At 70.9% G+C, this 16,388-nt stretch carries 16 protein-coding genes; 7 read left to right on the forward strand and 9 right to left on the reverse strand.

Going from position 1 to position 16,388, the window contains the following annotated elements:
- Positions 1–54: 54 nt before the first annotated feature.
- Positions 55–1,371: a serine-threonine protein kinase gene (locus ABKA17_RS31605; protein ID WP_353695712.1), complete on the forward strand. Its 1,317-nt coding sequence runs from the start codon at positions 55–57 to the stop codon at positions 1,369–1,371.
- Positions 1,372–1,392: 21 nt separating this feature from the next.
- Here the strand turns inward: ABKA17_RS31605 and ABKA17_RS31610 are convergent, their stop codons facing one another.
- Positions 1,393–4,191 carry a penicillin acylase family protein gene (locus ABKA17_RS31610; RefSeq protein ID WP_353695713.1) on the reverse strand — a complete coding sequence of 933 codons (2,799 nt, stop codon included), beginning with the start codon at positions 4,189–4,191 and terminating at the stop codon, positions 1,393–1,395.
- A gap of 223 nt (positions 4,192–4,414) precedes the next feature.
- Here ABKA17_RS31610 and ABKA17_RS31615 point away from each other — a divergent pair, with 223 nt between their 5' ends.
- Positions 4,415–5,017, forward strand: coding sequence for a hypothetical protein (locus tag ABKA17_RS31615; RefSeq protein ID WP_353695714.1), 603 nt, complete (start codon positions 4,415–4,417; stop codon positions 5,015–5,017).
- 136 nt (positions 5,018–5,153) lie between these two features.
- The gene (locus ABKA17_RS31620) at positions 5,154–5,882 is read left to right on the forward strand and encodes a 3-keto-5-aminohexanoate cleavage protein (RefSeq protein ID WP_353695715.1); all 729 of its coding nucleotides are present in this window, start codon (positions 5,154–5,156) and stop codon (positions 5,880–5,882) included.
- A 255-nt stretch (positions 5,883–6,137) separates the two neighbouring features.
- Here the strand turns inward: ABKA17_RS31620 and soxR are convergent, their stop codons facing one another.
- Positions 6,138–6,638: a redox-sensitive transcriptional activator SoxR gene (soxR, locus tag ABKA17_RS31625; protein WP_353695716.1), complete on the reverse strand. Its 501-nt coding sequence runs from the start codon at positions 6,636–6,638 to the stop codon at positions 6,138–6,140.
- Between the two features lie 100 nt (positions 6,639–6,738).
- On the opposite strand from soxR, the gene ABKA17_RS31630 reads away from it, so the two are divergent.
- Positions 6,739–7,200 (forward strand): MaoC family dehydratase, encoded by a 462-nt coding sequence (locus tag ABKA17_RS31630; protein ID WP_353695717.1) that lies wholly within the window; start codon positions 6,739–6,741, stop codon positions 7,198–7,200.
- Here ABKA17_RS31630 and ABKA17_RS31635 read toward each other — a convergent pair whose 3' ends face one another.
- The 3 genes from ABKA17_RS31635 to ABKA17_RS31645 form a co-directional block, all read right to left on the reverse strand.
- Positions 7,201–7,827 (reverse strand): TetR/AcrR family transcriptional regulator, encoded by a 627-nt coding sequence (locus tag ABKA17_RS31635; protein ID WP_353695718.1) that lies wholly within the window; start codon positions 7,825–7,827, stop codon positions 7,201–7,203.
- A gap of 70 nt (positions 7,828–7,897) precedes the next feature.
- Positions 7,898–8,143, reverse strand: a complete 246-nt coding sequence (locus tag ABKA17_RS31640; protein WP_353695719.1) for a YiaA/YiaB family inner membrane protein — start codon at positions 8,141–8,143, stop codon at positions 7,898–7,900.
- A gap of 61 nt (positions 8,144–8,204) precedes the next feature.
- Complete coding sequence (locus tag ABKA17_RS31645; protein WP_353695848.1) at positions 8,205–9,356, reverse strand: acyl-CoA dehydrogenase family protein; 1,152 nt, start codon at positions 9,354–9,356, stop codon at positions 8,205–8,207.
- 77 nt (positions 9,357–9,433) lie between these two features.
- Here ABKA17_RS31645 and ABKA17_RS31650 point away from each other — a divergent pair, with 77 nt between their 5' ends.
- The 3 genes from ABKA17_RS31650 (at position 9,434) to ABKA17_RS31660 (ending at position 11,860) form a co-directional block, all read left to right on the forward strand.
- Complete coding sequence (locus tag ABKA17_RS31650) at positions 9,434–10,075, forward strand: TetR/AcrR family transcriptional regulator (protein WP_353695720.1); 642 nt, start codon at positions 9,434–9,436, stop codon at positions 10,073–10,075.
- A 34-nt stretch (positions 10,076–10,109) separates the two neighbouring features.
- Positions 10,110–10,832: an ArsR/SmtB family transcription factor gene (locus ABKA17_RS31655; RefSeq protein WP_353695721.1), complete on the forward strand. Its 723-nt coding sequence runs from the start codon at positions 10,110–10,112 to the stop codon at positions 10,830–10,832.
- 113 nt (positions 10,833–10,945) lie between these two features.
- Complete coding sequence (locus ABKA17_RS31660; protein ID WP_353695849.1) at positions 10,946–11,860, forward strand: DMT family transporter; 915 nt, start codon at positions 10,946–10,948, stop codon at positions 11,858–11,860.
- Here the strand turns inward: ABKA17_RS31660 and ABKA17_RS31665 are convergent.
- The 4 genes from ABKA17_RS31665 to ABKA17_RS31680 all read right to left on the reverse strand — a co-directional run bounded on the left by ABKA17_RS31665 (position 11,852) and on the right by ABKA17_RS31680 (position 16,377).
- A complete protein-coding gene (locus ABKA17_RS31665) occupies positions 11,852–13,174 on the reverse strand; it encodes an MFS transporter (protein ID WP_353695722.1) in 1,323 nt (440 codons plus the stop codon). The genes ABKA17_RS31660 and ABKA17_RS31665 overlap by 9 nt on opposite strands.
- 165 nt (positions 13,175–13,339) lie before the next feature.
- Positions 13,340–14,419, reverse strand: coding sequence for a Zn-dependent alcohol dehydrogenase (locus tag ABKA17_RS31670; RefSeq protein WP_353695723.1), 1,080 nt, complete (start codon positions 14,417–14,419; stop codon positions 13,340–13,342).
- Positions 14,420–14,429: 10 nt separating this feature from the next.
- On the reverse strand, positions 14,430–15,818 hold the full coding sequence (locus tag ABKA17_RS31675; protein WP_353695724.1) for an aldehyde dehydrogenase family protein: 1,389 nt from the start codon (positions 15,816–15,818) through the stop codon (positions 14,430–14,432).
- Positions 15,819–15,924: 106 nt separating this feature from the next.
- Positions 15,925–16,377 (reverse strand): DUF3574 domain-containing protein, encoded by a 453-nt coding sequence (locus ABKA17_RS31680; protein WP_353695725.1) that lies wholly within the window; start codon positions 16,375–16,377, stop codon positions 15,925–15,927.
- Between the last annotated feature and the right edge of the window lie 11 nt (positions 16,378–16,388).

Raw genomic sequence — 16,388 nt, forward strand, 5'->3', positions numbered from 1 at the left:
TTAGCAGGACGATGCGACCGCATCGCACCACTACGGGGGACAAGGGGGCCTGTCATGTCGGATCCGGCGATGAGCGTGAGTCCGTACTGGGAGCTGACCTTCGACGCGGACGGCGACCCGGACGGCAGGCGGCGGGATCGGCTGCTGGCGGGTGTCGTGGAGCGTGGTGTGAAGGATCTGATCGTCTTCGCGCACGGCTGGAACAGCGACCGCTCCGGCGCGACCCGGCTCTACAGCCGGTTCTTCGAGCCGATCCCGGAGCTCGCGCCCCACGCCCACCTCGGCTATGTCGGCGTGGTGTGGCCGTCGATGCGGTTCTCCGACGAGCCGATCCCGGACTTCCCGCGGTCGGTGGCGGCCGAGTCGGCGCGGCGTCCGGCGCTCGACAAGGACACCCGGCACGCCCTGCTGGAGACGTTCCCCGGTCGGGCCACCGTGGTGGAGCAGATCGCGCGGCTGCTGGACCAGCAGCCGCGCGAGGACGCCGAGTTGGAGGAGTTCGGCCGGCTGGTGCGGATGCTGGTCGAGCTGGTGCCGCCGGGGCCGCAGGCGCTGTTCGGGGCGGACACGCTGGCGGAGGGCGTGCCGCAGAGCGAGCCGGACATGTTCTCCGGGCCGGTGACACCGGTGTGCGAGGACTTCGCACAGGCGCTGGCCCGTCTCGAATCGCCGGACGGGGTCCAGGGGTTCGCGATCCCCAACCCGTGGGACGGCGCCCACGAACTGCTGCGGCAGGCGACGTACTACGCGATGAAGCGGCGTGCGGGGACCGTCGGTGAGCGGGGACTCGGGCGGGTCGTCGGGCAGCTCGCCGCCAAGGCGCCCGGTGTCCGGGTGCATCTGGTCGGGCACAGCTTCGGCGGGCGGCTGGTGTCGTTCGCGCTGCGCGGGCTGCCCGAGGGGGTGCGCACGGTGAAGTCCGTGACGTTGCTCCAAGGAGCCTTCTCGCACTACGCGTTCGCGTCCCGGCTGCCGCACGACACGCGCGCGGGCGGGGTGTTGCAGGGCCAGCAGAACCGGATCGACGGTCCTCTGGTGTGCTGTCACTCCCGTCATGACTCCGCGCTGAGCACGATGTACCCGCTGGCCTCGCGCATGGCGGGGGACGCGCAGGGGGTCGCCGGGGCGGACGCCGGTCGGCTGCTGGGCGCCAAGTGGGGTGCGATGGGCTTCGACGGGGTGCAGGCGGTGCCGGGCACGCGCGCGTGGAAGCTCGCCGACGCGCTGCGGACGACGCTGCCCACCTCGGGGTGCGTGAACATCGACGCGGCCGAGGTGGTCAGGCGTGGTGGGGCGCCGGCCGGGGCGCACAGCGACATCGTGCACCGGGAGCTGGCGCGGGTGGTGCTGGCGGCGGGCCGCATCAAGTGACCCGCCGCCGCCCGCTGACCGTCACCTGTGTGACGTGAACTCCACGACCTGCTGGTAGGTCGGCCGGTTCTGCCAGCTGATGTTGTAGTGCTTGATGCCGCCCAGCGTGCGCTGGACGATCGAGTCGGCGCACCACTGGTTGCCCGCGGCGCACAGGTCGTCACCGGGGTAGACCTGGGCCGCGGTCTTGCCGGCCGCCGTCTTCAGGGTGCTGATCAGGATGTCCCGGCAGGCGCTCAGGCTGCCGCCGCCGCAGTACTTCTGCGCCAGCGGACCCTTGACCGTCTCGCCGAGCACCGCCCGGATGTCCTTGTCGACGTAGGACCACCAGCCGTACTGGAAGGAGCTGCCCGCGTGCGCGCCGGTCGGGCCGTGCGCGGCGGACGGCGCCTCGTCGATGGGCAGGTTCGCGGTCATCGCCGTGTAGAGGTCGGTGCCGAGCCCGGGTTCGAACTCGGCCTTCACCAGCAGCGGCCACCACGCGTCGAGGATCCGGATCGCGTCGGCGTTGGCGTACACCTTCGAACCGGCCGACGTCTCGGTGCGCTTGCCGCCCGCCGTGAGCCAGGTCTGGAGCTTGCTCACCGCGGCCGCGGCCGTGGAGTCGGTGACCGTACTGCTGTTGACCACCTTCAGCAGGTCCGGCAGCACGTCCTCGGCGCGCAGGTCGGCCAGTGCCGCGTCGGCCATGGCCTTCACCAGCGAGGCCCGGGTCACGCCGCCCGCCGCGACGAGCTTCTTCACCCGGTCCTCCAGCAGGTTGCCGCGGTGCACGGAACCGTCGCCCCAGGGCGCGGTCGAGTAGTCGGCGGCCTGCTTGTTGTTCCAGGAGATGTAGTAGTCCTGGTCGATGGAGTTGGGGTGGGCCGAGGCGGGCGTGTAGGTCGCCGCGTTCGTGGTCGGGTTCCAGCCCTGCCACTCGTACGCCGACCGCGCCCACACCGGGAAGTCGGCGTCGACGCCGGTGGCGCGCACCGGGTTGTCGCCGCTGTTGTAGTACGCGGTGTGCTCGGAGTCGGCGTAGAACCAGTTGAAGGTGTAGTTGATGTGCTGCACCGCGCTCTGGAAGGTCTCCGGGCTCTTCACGTAGTCCGGGTCGTTGAGCATCTGGAAGCCGATGATCGAGTCCGCCTCGCGCATGTACGACGAGCGCAGGCTGGTGTAGGCGACCTTCTTGCCGCCGACCGTCGCCCGGTACTCGACGGGGCCGTACTTCGTGCGCCAGACCCGCATCGTGTACGAGCCTGCCGCGGTGCCGTCGGCGGTGGTCGGGGCCCAGGAGTTCTTCTGCTCGATCTTCTCCATCGCCGTACAGGTGCCGTGGTACAGGTAGTGGTAGTCGTCCTGGCACAGTTCGACGGCGTAGGTGTCGATGATGTCCTGGCCGGAGGTCGTGGCGGACCACGCGTAGTCCTGGCCGCGGCCGAGTTCGACGTACATGCTCAGACCCGCGAAGGAGGCGCCGCGCGCGCTGATGCCGGGGCCCTGGATCTCCTGGAGCATGAGCAGCTGCGGTGCGAAGTAGCCGGTCTGCGGGCCGAAGACGGCGACCGGGTGGCCGCTGGCGGTGTGGTCGCCGCTGACGACGAGGGCGTTGGACATGCCTCGCCTGGCCGAGCTGAGGGCGGTCGCCGTCGCCGCGGTGGCGGCCGCGGTGGCGCTCTGGCCCGCGCCGGTGCCCGTGGGGTCGTAGACCAGCGGCTCGGTGGTCACCGAGCCGGCGTCGGGCAGCGCCCCGCCCTGCGGGTCGGCGGGCTTGGTGGCGTACGGGAAGCTCTTGTCGTGGACGGTGACGACCGCTTCGGGGTCGTTGCGCTCACGGAAGGACTCCCAGACCTTGGTGCCCTCCGTGACGCCGTACTTCTGCTGTGCGGCCAGCAGCGAGAGCGCGTTGTTGACCTCGCCGCCGCCGCCGGAGCCGAACAGGGCGCCGATCACGGACGCCAGCGCGACCAGGTCGGTGGGCTTGAAGTGCTCGATCGTGCCGGCGTTGGTGACGGAGTCCTTGTGGCCGGTCAGGACGTACTCGCCGGGGAAGTAACGGCCGCTGTCGGAGGCGTCGATGTAGGCGTTGATGCCGGCGACGTACGCGTTGACGTCGGCGAGGGCCTGCTGGCCGCGCGCCCCGGCGCCCGCGGCGGCGCTGTCGATCTGGGCCTGTAGATCGGCCTCGGTGTAGGGGGCGTTGCGCCAGAACTGCTGCTCGAGGCCCTGGTTGGAAGGGGCGCCGCCCGCGAAGGTGGTGAGCTGGCCGCGGCCGACGTGGCGGAAGACGTCCATCAGCCACAGCCGGTCCTGAGCCGCCGCATAGCCCGCTCCGTACTCAGTGCCGTATCTGGTGGTACCGGTGATGTGCGGTACGCCCGTCTTCTTGTCGCGGACGATCGTCACATCGGTGCGGCCACCGGGATTGAGCGTGGAGGCGACTTGATCGGACGGGACGCCGAAGGAGGCGTCGTTGAAGAAGTTGTTGATCGTGGCGTTGGTGAGCGACGGGTAGCCCTTGGCCAGGTTGGCGTAGGGGCCGAGCTGGTCCTCGGCGTGCTCGGGCTGGGAGCCGAAGGCCTGGTTGAGGAGGATCTGGGCGAGGGTGGCGTTGCCGTTCTGACCCGGCGGCAGGATGTCGGAGCACTGGCTGCCGCAGTAGTCGTTGGCGGCCGCCGCTTCGGCGGCGACCGCTTCGGTGGCCGTGGCCGCTTGGCCAAGGGGGGACAAAAGACCGGCAATCAGGACGCATACGGATGCGCTCTTCAGGAACCCGGTGAGTCTGCCGGGAGTTCTCAGTCTGTCGAGTGCGGTGCGTGAGGTGCGCCGTGGCATGGCAGCTCCTACCGACGGGAGTTGAGTCGGACGTTACCGCCGGTATCCCCGGGTTCGAAGGTGAACATGCGTCAAGTTTTGGTAGTCGGTCCGGAGGCTGATGGGAGGCATCGGAAATCGGATGGAGCCGAATCGCGTGTCGATACGTCTATTCGGCGACGTCCGAAGCGACGACGCCGAAGTGACCGAAGTACAGGTGCAGGTGTGACGGAGGTGCAGGGCGATGGCCGGTTTCCGGAGTCTGGCGAGACAGGTGCGAGATCCGCGATGCGATCTGGCGCTGCGACGCTACTCGCTGCGTAAGTGCCTCGAGCGATTCGCTCCCTACGGGCACAGGGCGACCTGGGACCATCTGTGCTCCCGGGCCGGGTTCGGTCCCGAGGACCGGTCCCCCGATCCTGCGCGGCTCGTGGCCGCGTTGGACGAGCTGGAAGAGGCGCGTTCGGTCTGGCTGGCCTATGAGGTCGAGTTCGCCGAGCGACGCAAGAAGGAGAAGCACGACGGACTGCGCAGGCCGGGCAGTTTCGACGACTGGCACCGGCTGACCTGGGGCGGCTTCGGGGTCGCCTGGTGCGACGACCCGCGGCTCCACCCCCGTGAACCGCTGGCCGAGGTGCTGCGCAAGCTGATCTCCGCGTTGGAACGCGAACCGGGTTCGATCTGCCCGGTGTGCCGCGGGGACCGGTTGACCTGGAAGTACGACCTGGCCCACGAACCGTCCTCGGGCCCCGTCTGCACGGACTGCGGGATCGTGGTGCCGCGTCCGGTGCTGACGCCCGAGGCTCTGGCGGCGTCCCGACGGGGACGGCTGCTGGTGTCCGCCTGAGTGGTGCGACCGGGGGTGCGCCGGGGATGCCGCACCCCCTCTTTGAGCTCTTTAAGGGGCCTGGCTTCATGGGCTCTGTCTACGAGGGTTCTTACTTCAAGGCGCCTTTGTTCGAGGTGGCTGGCACCATCGGGTCATGATGCAAGTGTGTCTCAACGGGGCCCGCGGGGCCGGCGACGGGGCGGGGGTGCCGTTGTCGCCGGAGGACATGGCCGACGCGGCTGCTGCGGCCGTGGCGGCCGGTGCCACGGATGTTCATGTGCATCCCAAGTCGCCTTGTGGCGATGACACGTTGTCCCCTCGAGTGCTGGCGGCGACCCTGGAGGCGATACGGGCTCGGGTGTCCGTGCCCGTCGGTGTGACCACGGGGGCCTGGGCGGAACCGGATCCCGTGCGGCGGGTGGAGCGGGTGCGAGCCTGGACCGTGCTGCCCGATCACGCTTCGGTCAACTGGCATGAGGAGGGCGCGGAGGAGTTGGCCGCGGTTCTGCTCGACCGGGGGGTGGGGGTGGAGGCCGGTGTCTGGTCCGGGACGGACGGGGTGTCCCGGTTCGCGTCGTCGCCGCTCGGGCCTCGGGTGTTGCGGGTGCTGGCCGAGGTGACCGATCCTTCCGCGGAGACCGCCCAGTCCACGGCTCGTGAGCTGCTCGCCGGGATCGGGGGCGCCCATGGTCGTCCGGTGCTGCTGCATGGGGAGGACGGTGGGGCGTGGGCGGTGCTGCGGCTGGCCGGGCGGTTGGGGCTTTCCACTCGGGTGGGGCTGGAGGACACGTTGTTGTTGCCGTCCGGTGAACCTGCCTCGTCCAATGCGCAGTTGGTCGCGGCTGGGCTGGTTCAGTACGGGTGGGCCCGGCGGTCGTCGTAGTCGCGGGCGGTTCGTCTGCTTCGTTCGCCTCGTGGGTGGATGCCTGCGGCGGCCCGTGGCCTGTGCGTGGGGGTTCGCGTCGCGCACTACGGTGCGTTGTGAGTCGGTGCCGCCCCGGGGGGTGTCCGTCCTCGGTCGGGCGGTGCTGTCTGGTTTAGGGGTGCGCGGTGATCGACGCCCGACGCTGCGGGCGGACACCCCCCGGTACGTCCCCTGCTCGCCGTTGCGCCGGTGCGGGTGCGTTCCTACTTGTCGTCAGCCGCAGTGCTGGGCGTCCTCCTGGCGCCCTGGCTTCCGGGGGGCGCGTTCCACCAGCAGGCGGGAGCCTGCCTGGCGTTGGCCGAAGGCGTCGTCGGGGTTGGAGAGGACGCAGGTGTCCAGGGAGAGGCAGCCGCAGCCGATGCAGTCGGTCAAGTGGTCGCGGAGGCGGTTGAGTTGTTTGATGCGTTCGTCCAGCTCGGAGCGCCAGGCCTCCGAGAGGCGGGCCCAGTCCTCTCGGGTGGGGGTGCGTTCCTCGGGGAGTTCGGCCAGGGCCTCGCGGATGGTGGCCAGGGGGATGCCCACGCGTTGGGCGGCTCGGACGAAGGCCACGCGGCGGAGGGCGTCGCGGTGGTAGCGGCGCTGGTTGCCGGTGGTGCGGCGGCTGGTGATCAAGCCCTTGGACTCGTAGAAGTGCAGGGCGGAGACGGCCGCGCCGCTGCGGGCGGCGAGCTGGCCGACTGTGAGCTCGTGGATCTTCTCTGAAATCTGGGGCACCCCTCGGACCCTACCCGGACGGTCCGTTGACAGGGGGGTCTTCGGCGACCATGCTAAGCAGTTGCTTAGACGTTACGTCGCTATGCGGGAGGCCGGGACAATGGCGGAACCGAGGGTGTTTGCGGGGGCCGACGAACTGAAGGCCGCGGTGGGTGAGCAGCTGGGGTACACCGACTGGCTGGAGGTCGACCAGAAGCGGATCGATCTCTTCGCCGAGGCCACCGGTGATCACCAGTGGATCCATGTCGACCCCGAGAAGGCCGCCGCCGGGCCGTTCGGGACCACGATCGCGCACGGGTATCTGACCCTGTCGCTGCTGCCCCTGTTCGGGCCGCAGCTGATCAAGGTCGAGGGCGTGAAGATGGGGGTCAACTACGGCACCAACAAGGTGCGGTTCCCCGCCCCCGTGCCGGTCGGCTCACGGCTGCGGGCCACCGCGGTGATCAGCGGGGTCGACGACGTGGCGGGGGGCGTGCAGGTCACCGTCGGCTTCAGTGTGGAGCGTGAGGGCGGCGACAAGCCCGTGTGTGTCGCGGAGTCGGTGTCCCGGTATTACCTGTAGCTATTTGCCGACGCCCACCATGCGCAGTACGAGGTCGGCGTAGAGCGAGCCGACCTCGTCGGGCGTCCAGGGGCCGTCGACGCTGAACCAGCGGGCGACGTCGATGCAGAGGGAGAGGACGGCGAGGGTGGTGCCCTTGACGTCCAGGACGTCGAACTCGGCGGCGGCCACGCCGTCCTCGATGATGGCGCGCACCTCGGCGTCGCACTGGCGGCGCAGGGCGAGGATCTCGGCGCGGGCGTCGGGGCCGAGGGAGTCCAGTTCGTACTGGACGACGCGTGCGGTGGTGCGGCCGCCCGCGTGCCAGCCGACGAAGGAGCTGACCGCGTCCGCGAGGCGTTCGGTCGCGGTGCCCTCGCGGCGGGACGCCGTCCGGAGGATGTCGAGGGCCTTCTGGTGGCCGATCCTGCTGATGCGGTGCAGGAGCTCCTCTTTGGTCTTGTAGTGGATGTAGAGGGCCGCCGGGCTCATGCCGGCGCGGCCCGCGATGTCGCGGGTCGTGGTGGCGTGGTAGCCGCGCTCGGCGAAGGCCTCCACCGCGGCGATCAGCAGCCTCCGCGCCGCGTCGGGCGTGACCTCGCCCCACGCCGACGTCTCGCCGCCGGCCGTCTCCTCCGCCGTACCCATCGCTTGCCCCTCTCCACTGACAGAGGCACCACCATACCGCCGAAGGTGAGCGAGCGCTTAGTCCTGCCGCTCAGAGCTTTTCGAACGGGCTGTACGCGCGGGTCTGCGCGTCCTGCCGGTCGCGGATGACCTTGGCGAGGGTGAAGGCGGAGGTGACCAGGTAGAGGACGGCGATCGCCAGGAAGGCCCGCACCCAGGCGTCGGCGTGCAGCTTGAAGATGCCGATCGCGGTCGCGGCCATGGCGACGGCGAAGGAGGCGACCGACTGGCCGTAGAAGGCGGCGGTGTTCTGGGGCTTGCCCGTGGTGTCACTCATGGGGTCGAGTCTCGGCGGGCGTGGCCCGGGCCACATCCGCCGAGGTACTCAGGTGCCGTACTCAGAAGGCCGAGACTCCGGTGAGGGCGCGGCCGATGACCAGCTTCTGGATCTGGCTGGTGCCCTCGTAGAGGGTCATCACGCGGGCGTCGCGCAGGAGTTTGCCCGCCGGGTACTCGTCTATGTAGCCGTAGCCGCCGAAGACCTGGAGGGCGTTGTTGGCGGCTCGGACCGCGGCCTCCGAGGCGAACAGCTTGGCCTTGGAGGACTCCGTGGTGAAGGGCTCGCCGCGGTCGATCAGGTCGGCGACCCGCCAGGTGAGGAGGCGGGCCGCGTCCACGTCGACGGCTATGTCGCTGATCAGCTCCTGGACCAGCTGGTGGTGGGCGATCGACTTGCCGAACTGCTCGCGCTCACCCGCGTACTTCACCGCCACGTCGAGGGCTGCCTGCGCTATGCCCACGCAGCCCGCCGCGACCGACATCCGCCCCTTGGCCAGGGCCGACATCGCCACCGAGAAGCCCTTGCCCTCGGGGGCCAGCATCGCGGACGCCGGGACGCGCACGTCCTCAAGGTGCAGTTCCGCCGTTGCCTGGCCTCGCAGGCCGAGCTTGCCGTGGATGGTGCGGCGGGTCAGGCCGGGGGTGTCGGTGGGGACGAGGAAGGCGGAGACGCCCTTGTGGCCGGGGGCGTCCGTGGAGCGGGCGAAGAGGAGGACGACGTCCGCCCAGGTGCCGTTGGTGATGAACATCTTCGTGCCGTTGATGACGTAGTCGTCGCCGTCGCGTACGGCGCGGGTGGCGAGGTTGCCCGCGTCGGAGCCGGTGCCCGGTTCGGTGAGGCCGAAGCAGCCGAGCAGCTCACCGGAGGTGAGGCCGGGGAGCCAGTGGCGCTTCTGGTCCTCGCTCCCCCATGCCGCGATCGTCTTCGCGACCAGGCCCAGGGAGACGGAGACGATGCCGCGCACCGACGAGTCGCCGCGGCCCAGCTCCTCCGTGACCAGGCAGTACGAGAGGTGGTCGCCGCCCGAGCCGCCGTACTCCTCGTCGATCGTCAGGCCCAGGAAGCCGACCTCGCCGAGCTTCTTCACGATGGCCCGGTCCACCTCCTCGGCGCGGTCCCAGGCGATCACGTGCGGGGAGATCTCGCGGGCCACGAAGTCCCGGGCGAGCTGCCGTACGGCCTCCTGCTCGTCGCTGAGCCCCAGGTTCACCACGAGATCACCCCTCTGAAAGCTACACACTTAAATTAGCACTGCTAGTTTCTGAGCGCAGCCCTACTATGTGCGCCATGGCCCGACCGCGCAAGCCCCTCCTCAGCACCGACCGGATCGTCGAGACGGCACGCGCGCTCGTGGACGCGGAGGGCCTCGCGGCCGTCTCCACGCGCCGGCTCGCCGCGGAACTGGGGGTCAGCGGGCCCTCGCTCTACAACCACTTCCGCACCAAGGACGAGATCCTGGAGGCGGTCGCCGACTCGGTCAGCGTGCAGGTCGACCTGTCGATGTTCGAGGACGGCCGGGAGTGGCGGACCGCACTGCACGACTGGGCGGTCTCCTATCGGGCCGCCCTCAGGGACCATCCGAACATCGTCCCCGTACTCGCCCAGGGCCCCGGGCGCCGGCCCGCCGGGCTGCGGCTCGCGGACGCGGTCTACGGCGCGATGGTCGCCGCGGGCTGGCCGCCCGCCCAGGCCACCTCGATCGGTGCGCTGATGCGGTACTTCGTCATGGGCTCCGCGCTCGGCTCGTTCGCCGGCGGTTTCGTCGACGACCAGAGCGCCTACGACCCCGCCGACTATCCGCACCTCGGACAGGCCCATCTGCTGGCCGAGCAGCAGGAGAAGATCGACGAGCGGGCCTTCGAGACGGGCCTCGCCGCCCTGCTGGACGGCCTGGCGCAGCAGTACGAGCAGGTCCGGCGGACCCCCTAGCACGCTTCGGTGGGCGCCGAAGTGTCCGGGGCCCATGCTGGAGGACATGACCTCCAGGAACCCTCGGGCGGCGGAGCTGGCCCGCCTCGCCGGACTCATCGCCGACGAGACCCGTGCCTCGTGTCTGCTGGCGCTGCTCGACGGGCGGGCGTGGACCGCGAGTGAGCTGGCCCGGCACGCCGGGGTCGCCGCGTCGACCTTGAGCGAGCACCTGGGCAAGCTCGTGGCCGGTGGCCTGCTGACCGAGGAACGCCAAGGGCGACACCGGTACGTGCGGCTCGCCGACGCGCGAGTCGCCCAGCTGGTGGAGGAACTCGCCTCTCATGTGACCCCGGGTCCGGCCGTACGCCCGCGGAACCTGCGCGAGTCGAGCGCCGGGTCGGCGATGGCACGGGGGCGTACCTGCTACGACCATCTGGCGGGGCGTCTCGGCATCGCGGTCACGGATGCGATGACGGCGCGTCAACTGTTGCGCCAGGACACCGGGTTCGCGCTGACGGAGGCGGGGCTCGCGTGGTTCGAGGGGGCCGGTATCGCCCTCGACCGCAAGGGGCGCAGGCCGTTGGCCCGAGCGTGCCTCGACTGGACCGAGCGACGGCCTCACTTGGCGGGGGTCGCGGGCGCGGCGCTCTGCCGCCACGCGTTGGACTCGGGCTGGTGTGTCCGGATCGGCTCCGAGAGGGCGGTGAAGGTGACGGGGGCGGGTGAGAGGGCCCTGGGCGAGTTGCTGGGCATCGAGTCGAGGACATTGCGGTGAGCGCCCTGAAGGGGCGCGGGGAACTGCGCGACCAGCCCCCACACACCCGCAGACAAACAACGTCCGAAAGCCGCGAGCTCTACTCCCTCGCCATTCCTACCCTCAGGAGCATGATGAACCCCCGCCGCCCCGACCTCCTCGCAGCCGGCGCAGCGACCGTCACCGTCGCCCTGTGGGCCTCCGCCTTCGTCTCCATCCGAAGCGCCGGCGCCGAGTACTCGCCGGGCGCCCTCGCCCTCGGGCGACTGCTGGCGGGAGTCCTGACGCTGGGTGCCATCTGTGCCGTACGCCGAGAAGGGCTGCCCCCGAAGGCCGCCTGGCCCGGCATCCTCGTCTCCGGCATCCTCTGGTTCGGCTTCTACATGGTCGCCCTCAACTGGGGCGAGCAGCAGGTCGACGCCGGGACCGCGGCGCTCGTGGTGAATGTCGGCCCCATCCTCATCGCCCTGCTCGGCGCGCGGCTGCTCGGCGACGCCCTGCCGCCGAGGCTGCTCGCGGGGATGGCCGTGTCGTTCGCGGGGGCCGTCGCCGTGGGGCTGTCGATGTCGGGTGAGGGCGGGTCGTCCGTACTCGGGGTCGTGCTGTGTCTGCTCGCGGCCGTCGCGTACGCCGGTGGGGTCGTCGCGCAGAAGCCGGCCCTGGCGTCGGCGAGCGCGCTCCAGGTCACCACGTACGGCTGTCTGGTCGGTGCCGTGGTGTGTCTGCCGTTCGCCGGTCAGCTTGTGCACGAGGCGGCCGACGCGCCCGTCTCGGCGACGCTCAACATGGTCTATCTGGGCGTCTTCCCGACCGCTCTGGCCTTCACCACCTGGGCGTACGCCCTGGCCCGTACGACCGCCGGACGTATGGGGGCGACCACGTACGCCGTGCCGGCGCTGGTGGTGCTGATGTCCTGGCTGGTGCTCGGCGAGGTGCCGGGACTGCTCACGCTGGCGGGCGGTGGGCTGTGCCTCGCGGGTGTCGCGGTGTCCCGTTCGCGGGCCGCGGCGGCTGGGCCGCGGCCCGCGAAGGTCACCGACTCAGCGTGAACGCGCCCGGTCCGACAGGACCTTGATGGAGATCAGGGCGATCACGGAGAGGGCGATGATGTAGGCCGACACCGACATCGACGTCCCGGTGGTCTCCAGCAGCAGGACCATGAGGAAGGGTGCCAGGCCGCCGCCCGCGACCGCCGCGATCTGGTAGCCGAGGGAGGCGCCGGTGTAGCGCATCTCGGGCGTGAACAGCTCGGCGAACAGGGCGGCTTGAGGGCCGTACATGATGCTGAGGAAGCAGCTGGCGACGAAGGTGCCGACCGCCAGCCACAGCAGTGAGCCGGTGTCGATCAGGAGGAAGAGCGGGATGGCCCACAGGGCGATGCCGATCGCTCCGATGGTGTAGATCCGGATGCGGCCGTAGCGGTCGGAGAGGGCGGCGGCGGCCGGGATCAGGACGAGCTGGGTGAGGCTGACGCAGAGGGAGACGGTGAGGACCGCGCTCTTCTTCATGTCCAGTTCGCGGGTCGTGTAGTCGAGGACGCCGGTGATGAGGATGTAGAAGGTCGCGGTGTTCACGGCGAAGGAGCCGCCGGCGAGCAGGACCGTGCCGAGGTGGCCGCGCAGGATCGTGCGCAGCGGGGAGTTCTGCTCCGTCTTCTCCTTCTCGGCCAACGCCTTCTCCGCGTCGCGGAATTCGGGGGTCTCCTCGACCTTGGTGTGGATGTACCAGGCGAGGGCGAGGACGAACAGGCCGATGAGGAAGGGCACTCGCCAGCCCCAGGCCGCGAACTGGGCGTCGGTGGTGAAGGCGCCGGCCAGCAGGAAGACCGTGTTGGCGGTCACCACGCCGATGGGGACGCCGAGTTGGACGACGCTGCCGTAGATGCCGCGCTTGCCCTCGGGGGCGTACTCGGTGGCCAGCAGCATCGCGCCGCCCCACTGCGCGCCGACCGCGATGCCCTGGAGGACGCGGAGGGTCACGAGGAGGATGGGCGCGGCGACACCGATCGTCTCGTACGTCGGCAGCAGGCCGATGCCCGTCGTCGCCACGCCCATGAGGGTGAGCGCGAGGACCAGCATCGGCTTACGGCCGCGCTTGTCACCGAGCTGGCCGGCGACGATGCCGCCGATCGGGCGGGCCAGGAAGCCCACGGCGAAGGTCGCGAAGGAGGCGAGGACGCCGGCGGTGGAGCTGCCCGCCGGGAAGTACAGGTCGCCGAGGACGAGGGCGGCGGCTATGCCGAAGACGAAGTAGTCGTACCACTCGACGGCCGAGGCGAGGGCGGCCGCGGTGGCTACGCGGCGGCGGTTGACCGTGGGGAGGGCGGTCGGGGGGAGGGTCTGAGCGGAGGGGGCCATGTCCATGCGGTGCACACTCCGATGGGTGCGTGGGGACGTTGGCGGCGAACATACTAACCGGACGGTATGGAGGCAACGGTTGCGCGGGAAGGTTGCCCTGAGCACTCAAGGGGCGGGTGGGCATGCCGGTGGCCCCGGCCTCGCCTCAGGCCGGGGACACCGCGCGACGAGCTAGAAGACGACCAGCGCCCTGCCACCCTTGCCCGCGAGCATGTTCTCGAAGGCCGCCGGGATGCCGTCCAGGGCGATCCGTTCCGTCACCAGCATGGCGAGGTCCAGACGGCCCGCGCGGACGTGGTCGGCGAGCACCGGCAGGTCCTCGGCCGGGTTGGAGTTGCCGTACACGCAGCCGGAGAGGGTGCGGCCCCAGTGGAAGATCTCGAGGGCGTTGAAGGCGACCTGCTGGTCCTTGCCGCCGATGCCGACGACCGTCGTACGGCCGCCGCGGCGGGTGGAGTCCCAGGCGGTGCGGATCGTCGTCGCGCGGCCCACGCACTCGACGGCGACGTCGACCCCCTGCCTGCCGGTCAGGCCGCGGATCTCGCGGGCGGTGTTCTCGGAGGCGACGACGTAGTCGGTGGCGCCGGCCTCGCGGGCCAACTCCTCCTTCTCCGGGGAGACGTCGACCGCGACGATCTTCGCGGCGCCCGCGATCCGGGCCGCCTGGAGGGCCGCGAGGCCCACTCCCCCGACGCCGTAGACCGCGACCGTCTCGCCCTCGCGGACCTTCGCCGAGTGGTGGACGGCGCCGTAGCCGGTGAGGACCGCGCAGCCCAGGAGAGCCGCGTCGGTGAGCGGGATGCCCTCGGGGAGCGGCAGGAGGCAGGACGCCGACACGACCGTCTCCTCGGCGAACGCGGCGACGTTCAGGCCGGGGTGGAGGTCGGTGCCGTCTGCGGTGCGGGCGTGGACGTCGGCGGCGCCGTTGAGGGCGTTGGCGCACAGCCAGACCTCGCCGAGCGTGCAGGCGTGGCAACTGCCGCAGGAGGGGGCCCAGTTGAGGACGACGTCGTCGCCGGGTGCGACCTGGGTGACGCCTTCGCCGACCGCTACGACCGTGCCCGCGCCCTCGTGGCCGAGGACCGCCGGGACCGGTACCCGCATGGTGCCGTTGGACAGGGAGAGGTCGGAGTGGCAGACGCCGGCGGCGGCGAGGCGGACGCGGACCTGGCCGGGGCCGGGGTCCGGGAGTTCGATGTCGGTGACCTCCAGGGGAGCGCCCACGGCGGGAAGGACTGCTGCGCGAACCACGTGAAGGCTCCTAGAACTGGAGGGACTTGGACTGGAGGTACTCGGCGAGCCCGTGCGAGCCGAGCTCGCGGCCGACGCCCGACTGCTTGTAACCGCCGAACGGGGCAAGGGGGTTGAAGCGGCCGCCGTTGATGTCGACCTGGCCGGTGTCCATCCGGCGCGCGAAGGCCACTGCCTCCGCCTCCTCGCCGGCCCAGACGGCACCGGCAAGGCCGTAGACCGTGCCGTTGGCGATGCGCAGGGCGTCCTCCTCGTCCTCGTAGCGGAGGATGGACAGGACCGGGCCGAAGATCTCCTCCTGGGCGATGGTCATCTCGGGGGTGACGTCGGCGAAGACCGTCGGCGCCACGAACCAGCCCTGCTCGCGCGGGGATTCGGGGCCACCGGCGACCAGCCGGGCACCCTCGGCGACGCCCTTCTCGATGTAACCCCGCACCCGTGCCTGCTGCTTGGCGCTGACGACGGGGCCGATGCGGTCGCCGTACTTGGCGGCGGCGGCCGTGGCGAGCGCCACCGCCTCGTCGTACTGCGCGGTGTGCACCAGCATCCGGGTCCAGGCGCTGCACGTCTGGCCGGAGTTGGACATCACGTTGGCGACGCCGACGTTGACCGCCTTGGCGAGGTCGGCGCTGGGCAGGATGACGTTGGCGGACTTGCCGCCGAGCTCCAGGGCGACCTTCTTGATCGCGGCGCCCGCCGTGGCACCGATCTGCCGGCCGACCGCGGTGGAGCCGGTGAAGGAGACCAGGTCGACACCCTCGTGCTCGGCGAGCGCCTGCCCGGCGACCGTGCCGAGGCCCGTGACGAGGTTGAAGACGCCCGCCGGGACGCCGGCCTCGTGGACCGCCTCGGCGAAGAGCTGGGCGACCAGCGGGGTGTCCTCGGCGGGCTTCAGGACGACCGTGCAGCCCGCCGCGAGGGCCGGGGCGACCTTGGCGACGATCTGGTGCAGCGGGTAGTTCCAGGGCGTGATCGCGCCGACCACGCCGATCGGCTCCTGGCGGACGATCGAGTTGCCGACCTGCTCCTCGAAGGCGTACGTCGCCGCCAGCTCGGCGTAGGAGCCGGCGACCGCGATGGGCACGGCCGCGTGGACGGCCTGCGAGAACTTCAGCGGTGAGCCCAGCTCGGCGGTGACCGTCTCGGCGATCTCGTCCGCGCGGGCGACGAGGACGTCCCGCAGGGCGGCAAGCCTTGCCGCGCGCTCGGCCGGTGCCGTCGCGGCCCAGGCCGGGAGGGCGGCACGGGCGGCCCGTACGGCGGTGTCGACGTCCTCGGCGGTGCCGGCCGGGACCCGGCCGATCACCTGCTCGTCGACCGGGTTGACGACCTCGATCGCGTCCCGGCCGGCGGCGGGCCGCCACTCGCCGTCGATGTACATGCCGTCGTGTGCCTTCATCGTGCTTCCTCCCGGCGGGGCCGTCTCGTCGTCCGGCTCGGTCCGGGTCTTAAACTAGCGACGATAGTTTTCGCGCGCCAGACGTCCCGGTACGTGACTCATGCCATCAGAAGTCGACCCGGACCCTGTCGTCCACCCTCCCCACGGCCTCCTGACCGAAAGCCTTCTCGTACGCCCGCCGGATCTCCTCGATCTTCCGGTCGCTCGCCCCCGCCCGCGCGACCGGGTACAGCAGGATCAGCTCGTACGACCGCTCCTTCTCGATCCGCCCCGCGGCGTCCCTCCACTGCCCGCGCCCGTTCTGCACGGTCAGCCCGTCCGGGAAGTCCGGGGTGACCTCCTCGTCGACGAAGGTCATGAACTGCCTGTCGGTGACGGCGGGGCCGCCGTCAGGGCGCTCGGTGCCGAAGAACAGCGAGGTCTCGACGTACGGCTCGCCGCGCTGCGGCACGGCGGTGTCCGCGCCGTCGAGGCCGGCGTACGCCGTGGGGGCGCCGACGGCGAGGAGGAGGGCAGCGGTGGCGAGGATCGCCCGGGTCCGGGTGAGCTGGATGTTCATGCGCCCATGCC

Source organism: Streptomyces sp. RG80 (assembly GCF_040446465.1).
Classification (GTDB): Bacteria; Actinomycetota; Actinomycetes; order Streptomycetales; family Streptomycetaceae; genus Streptomyces.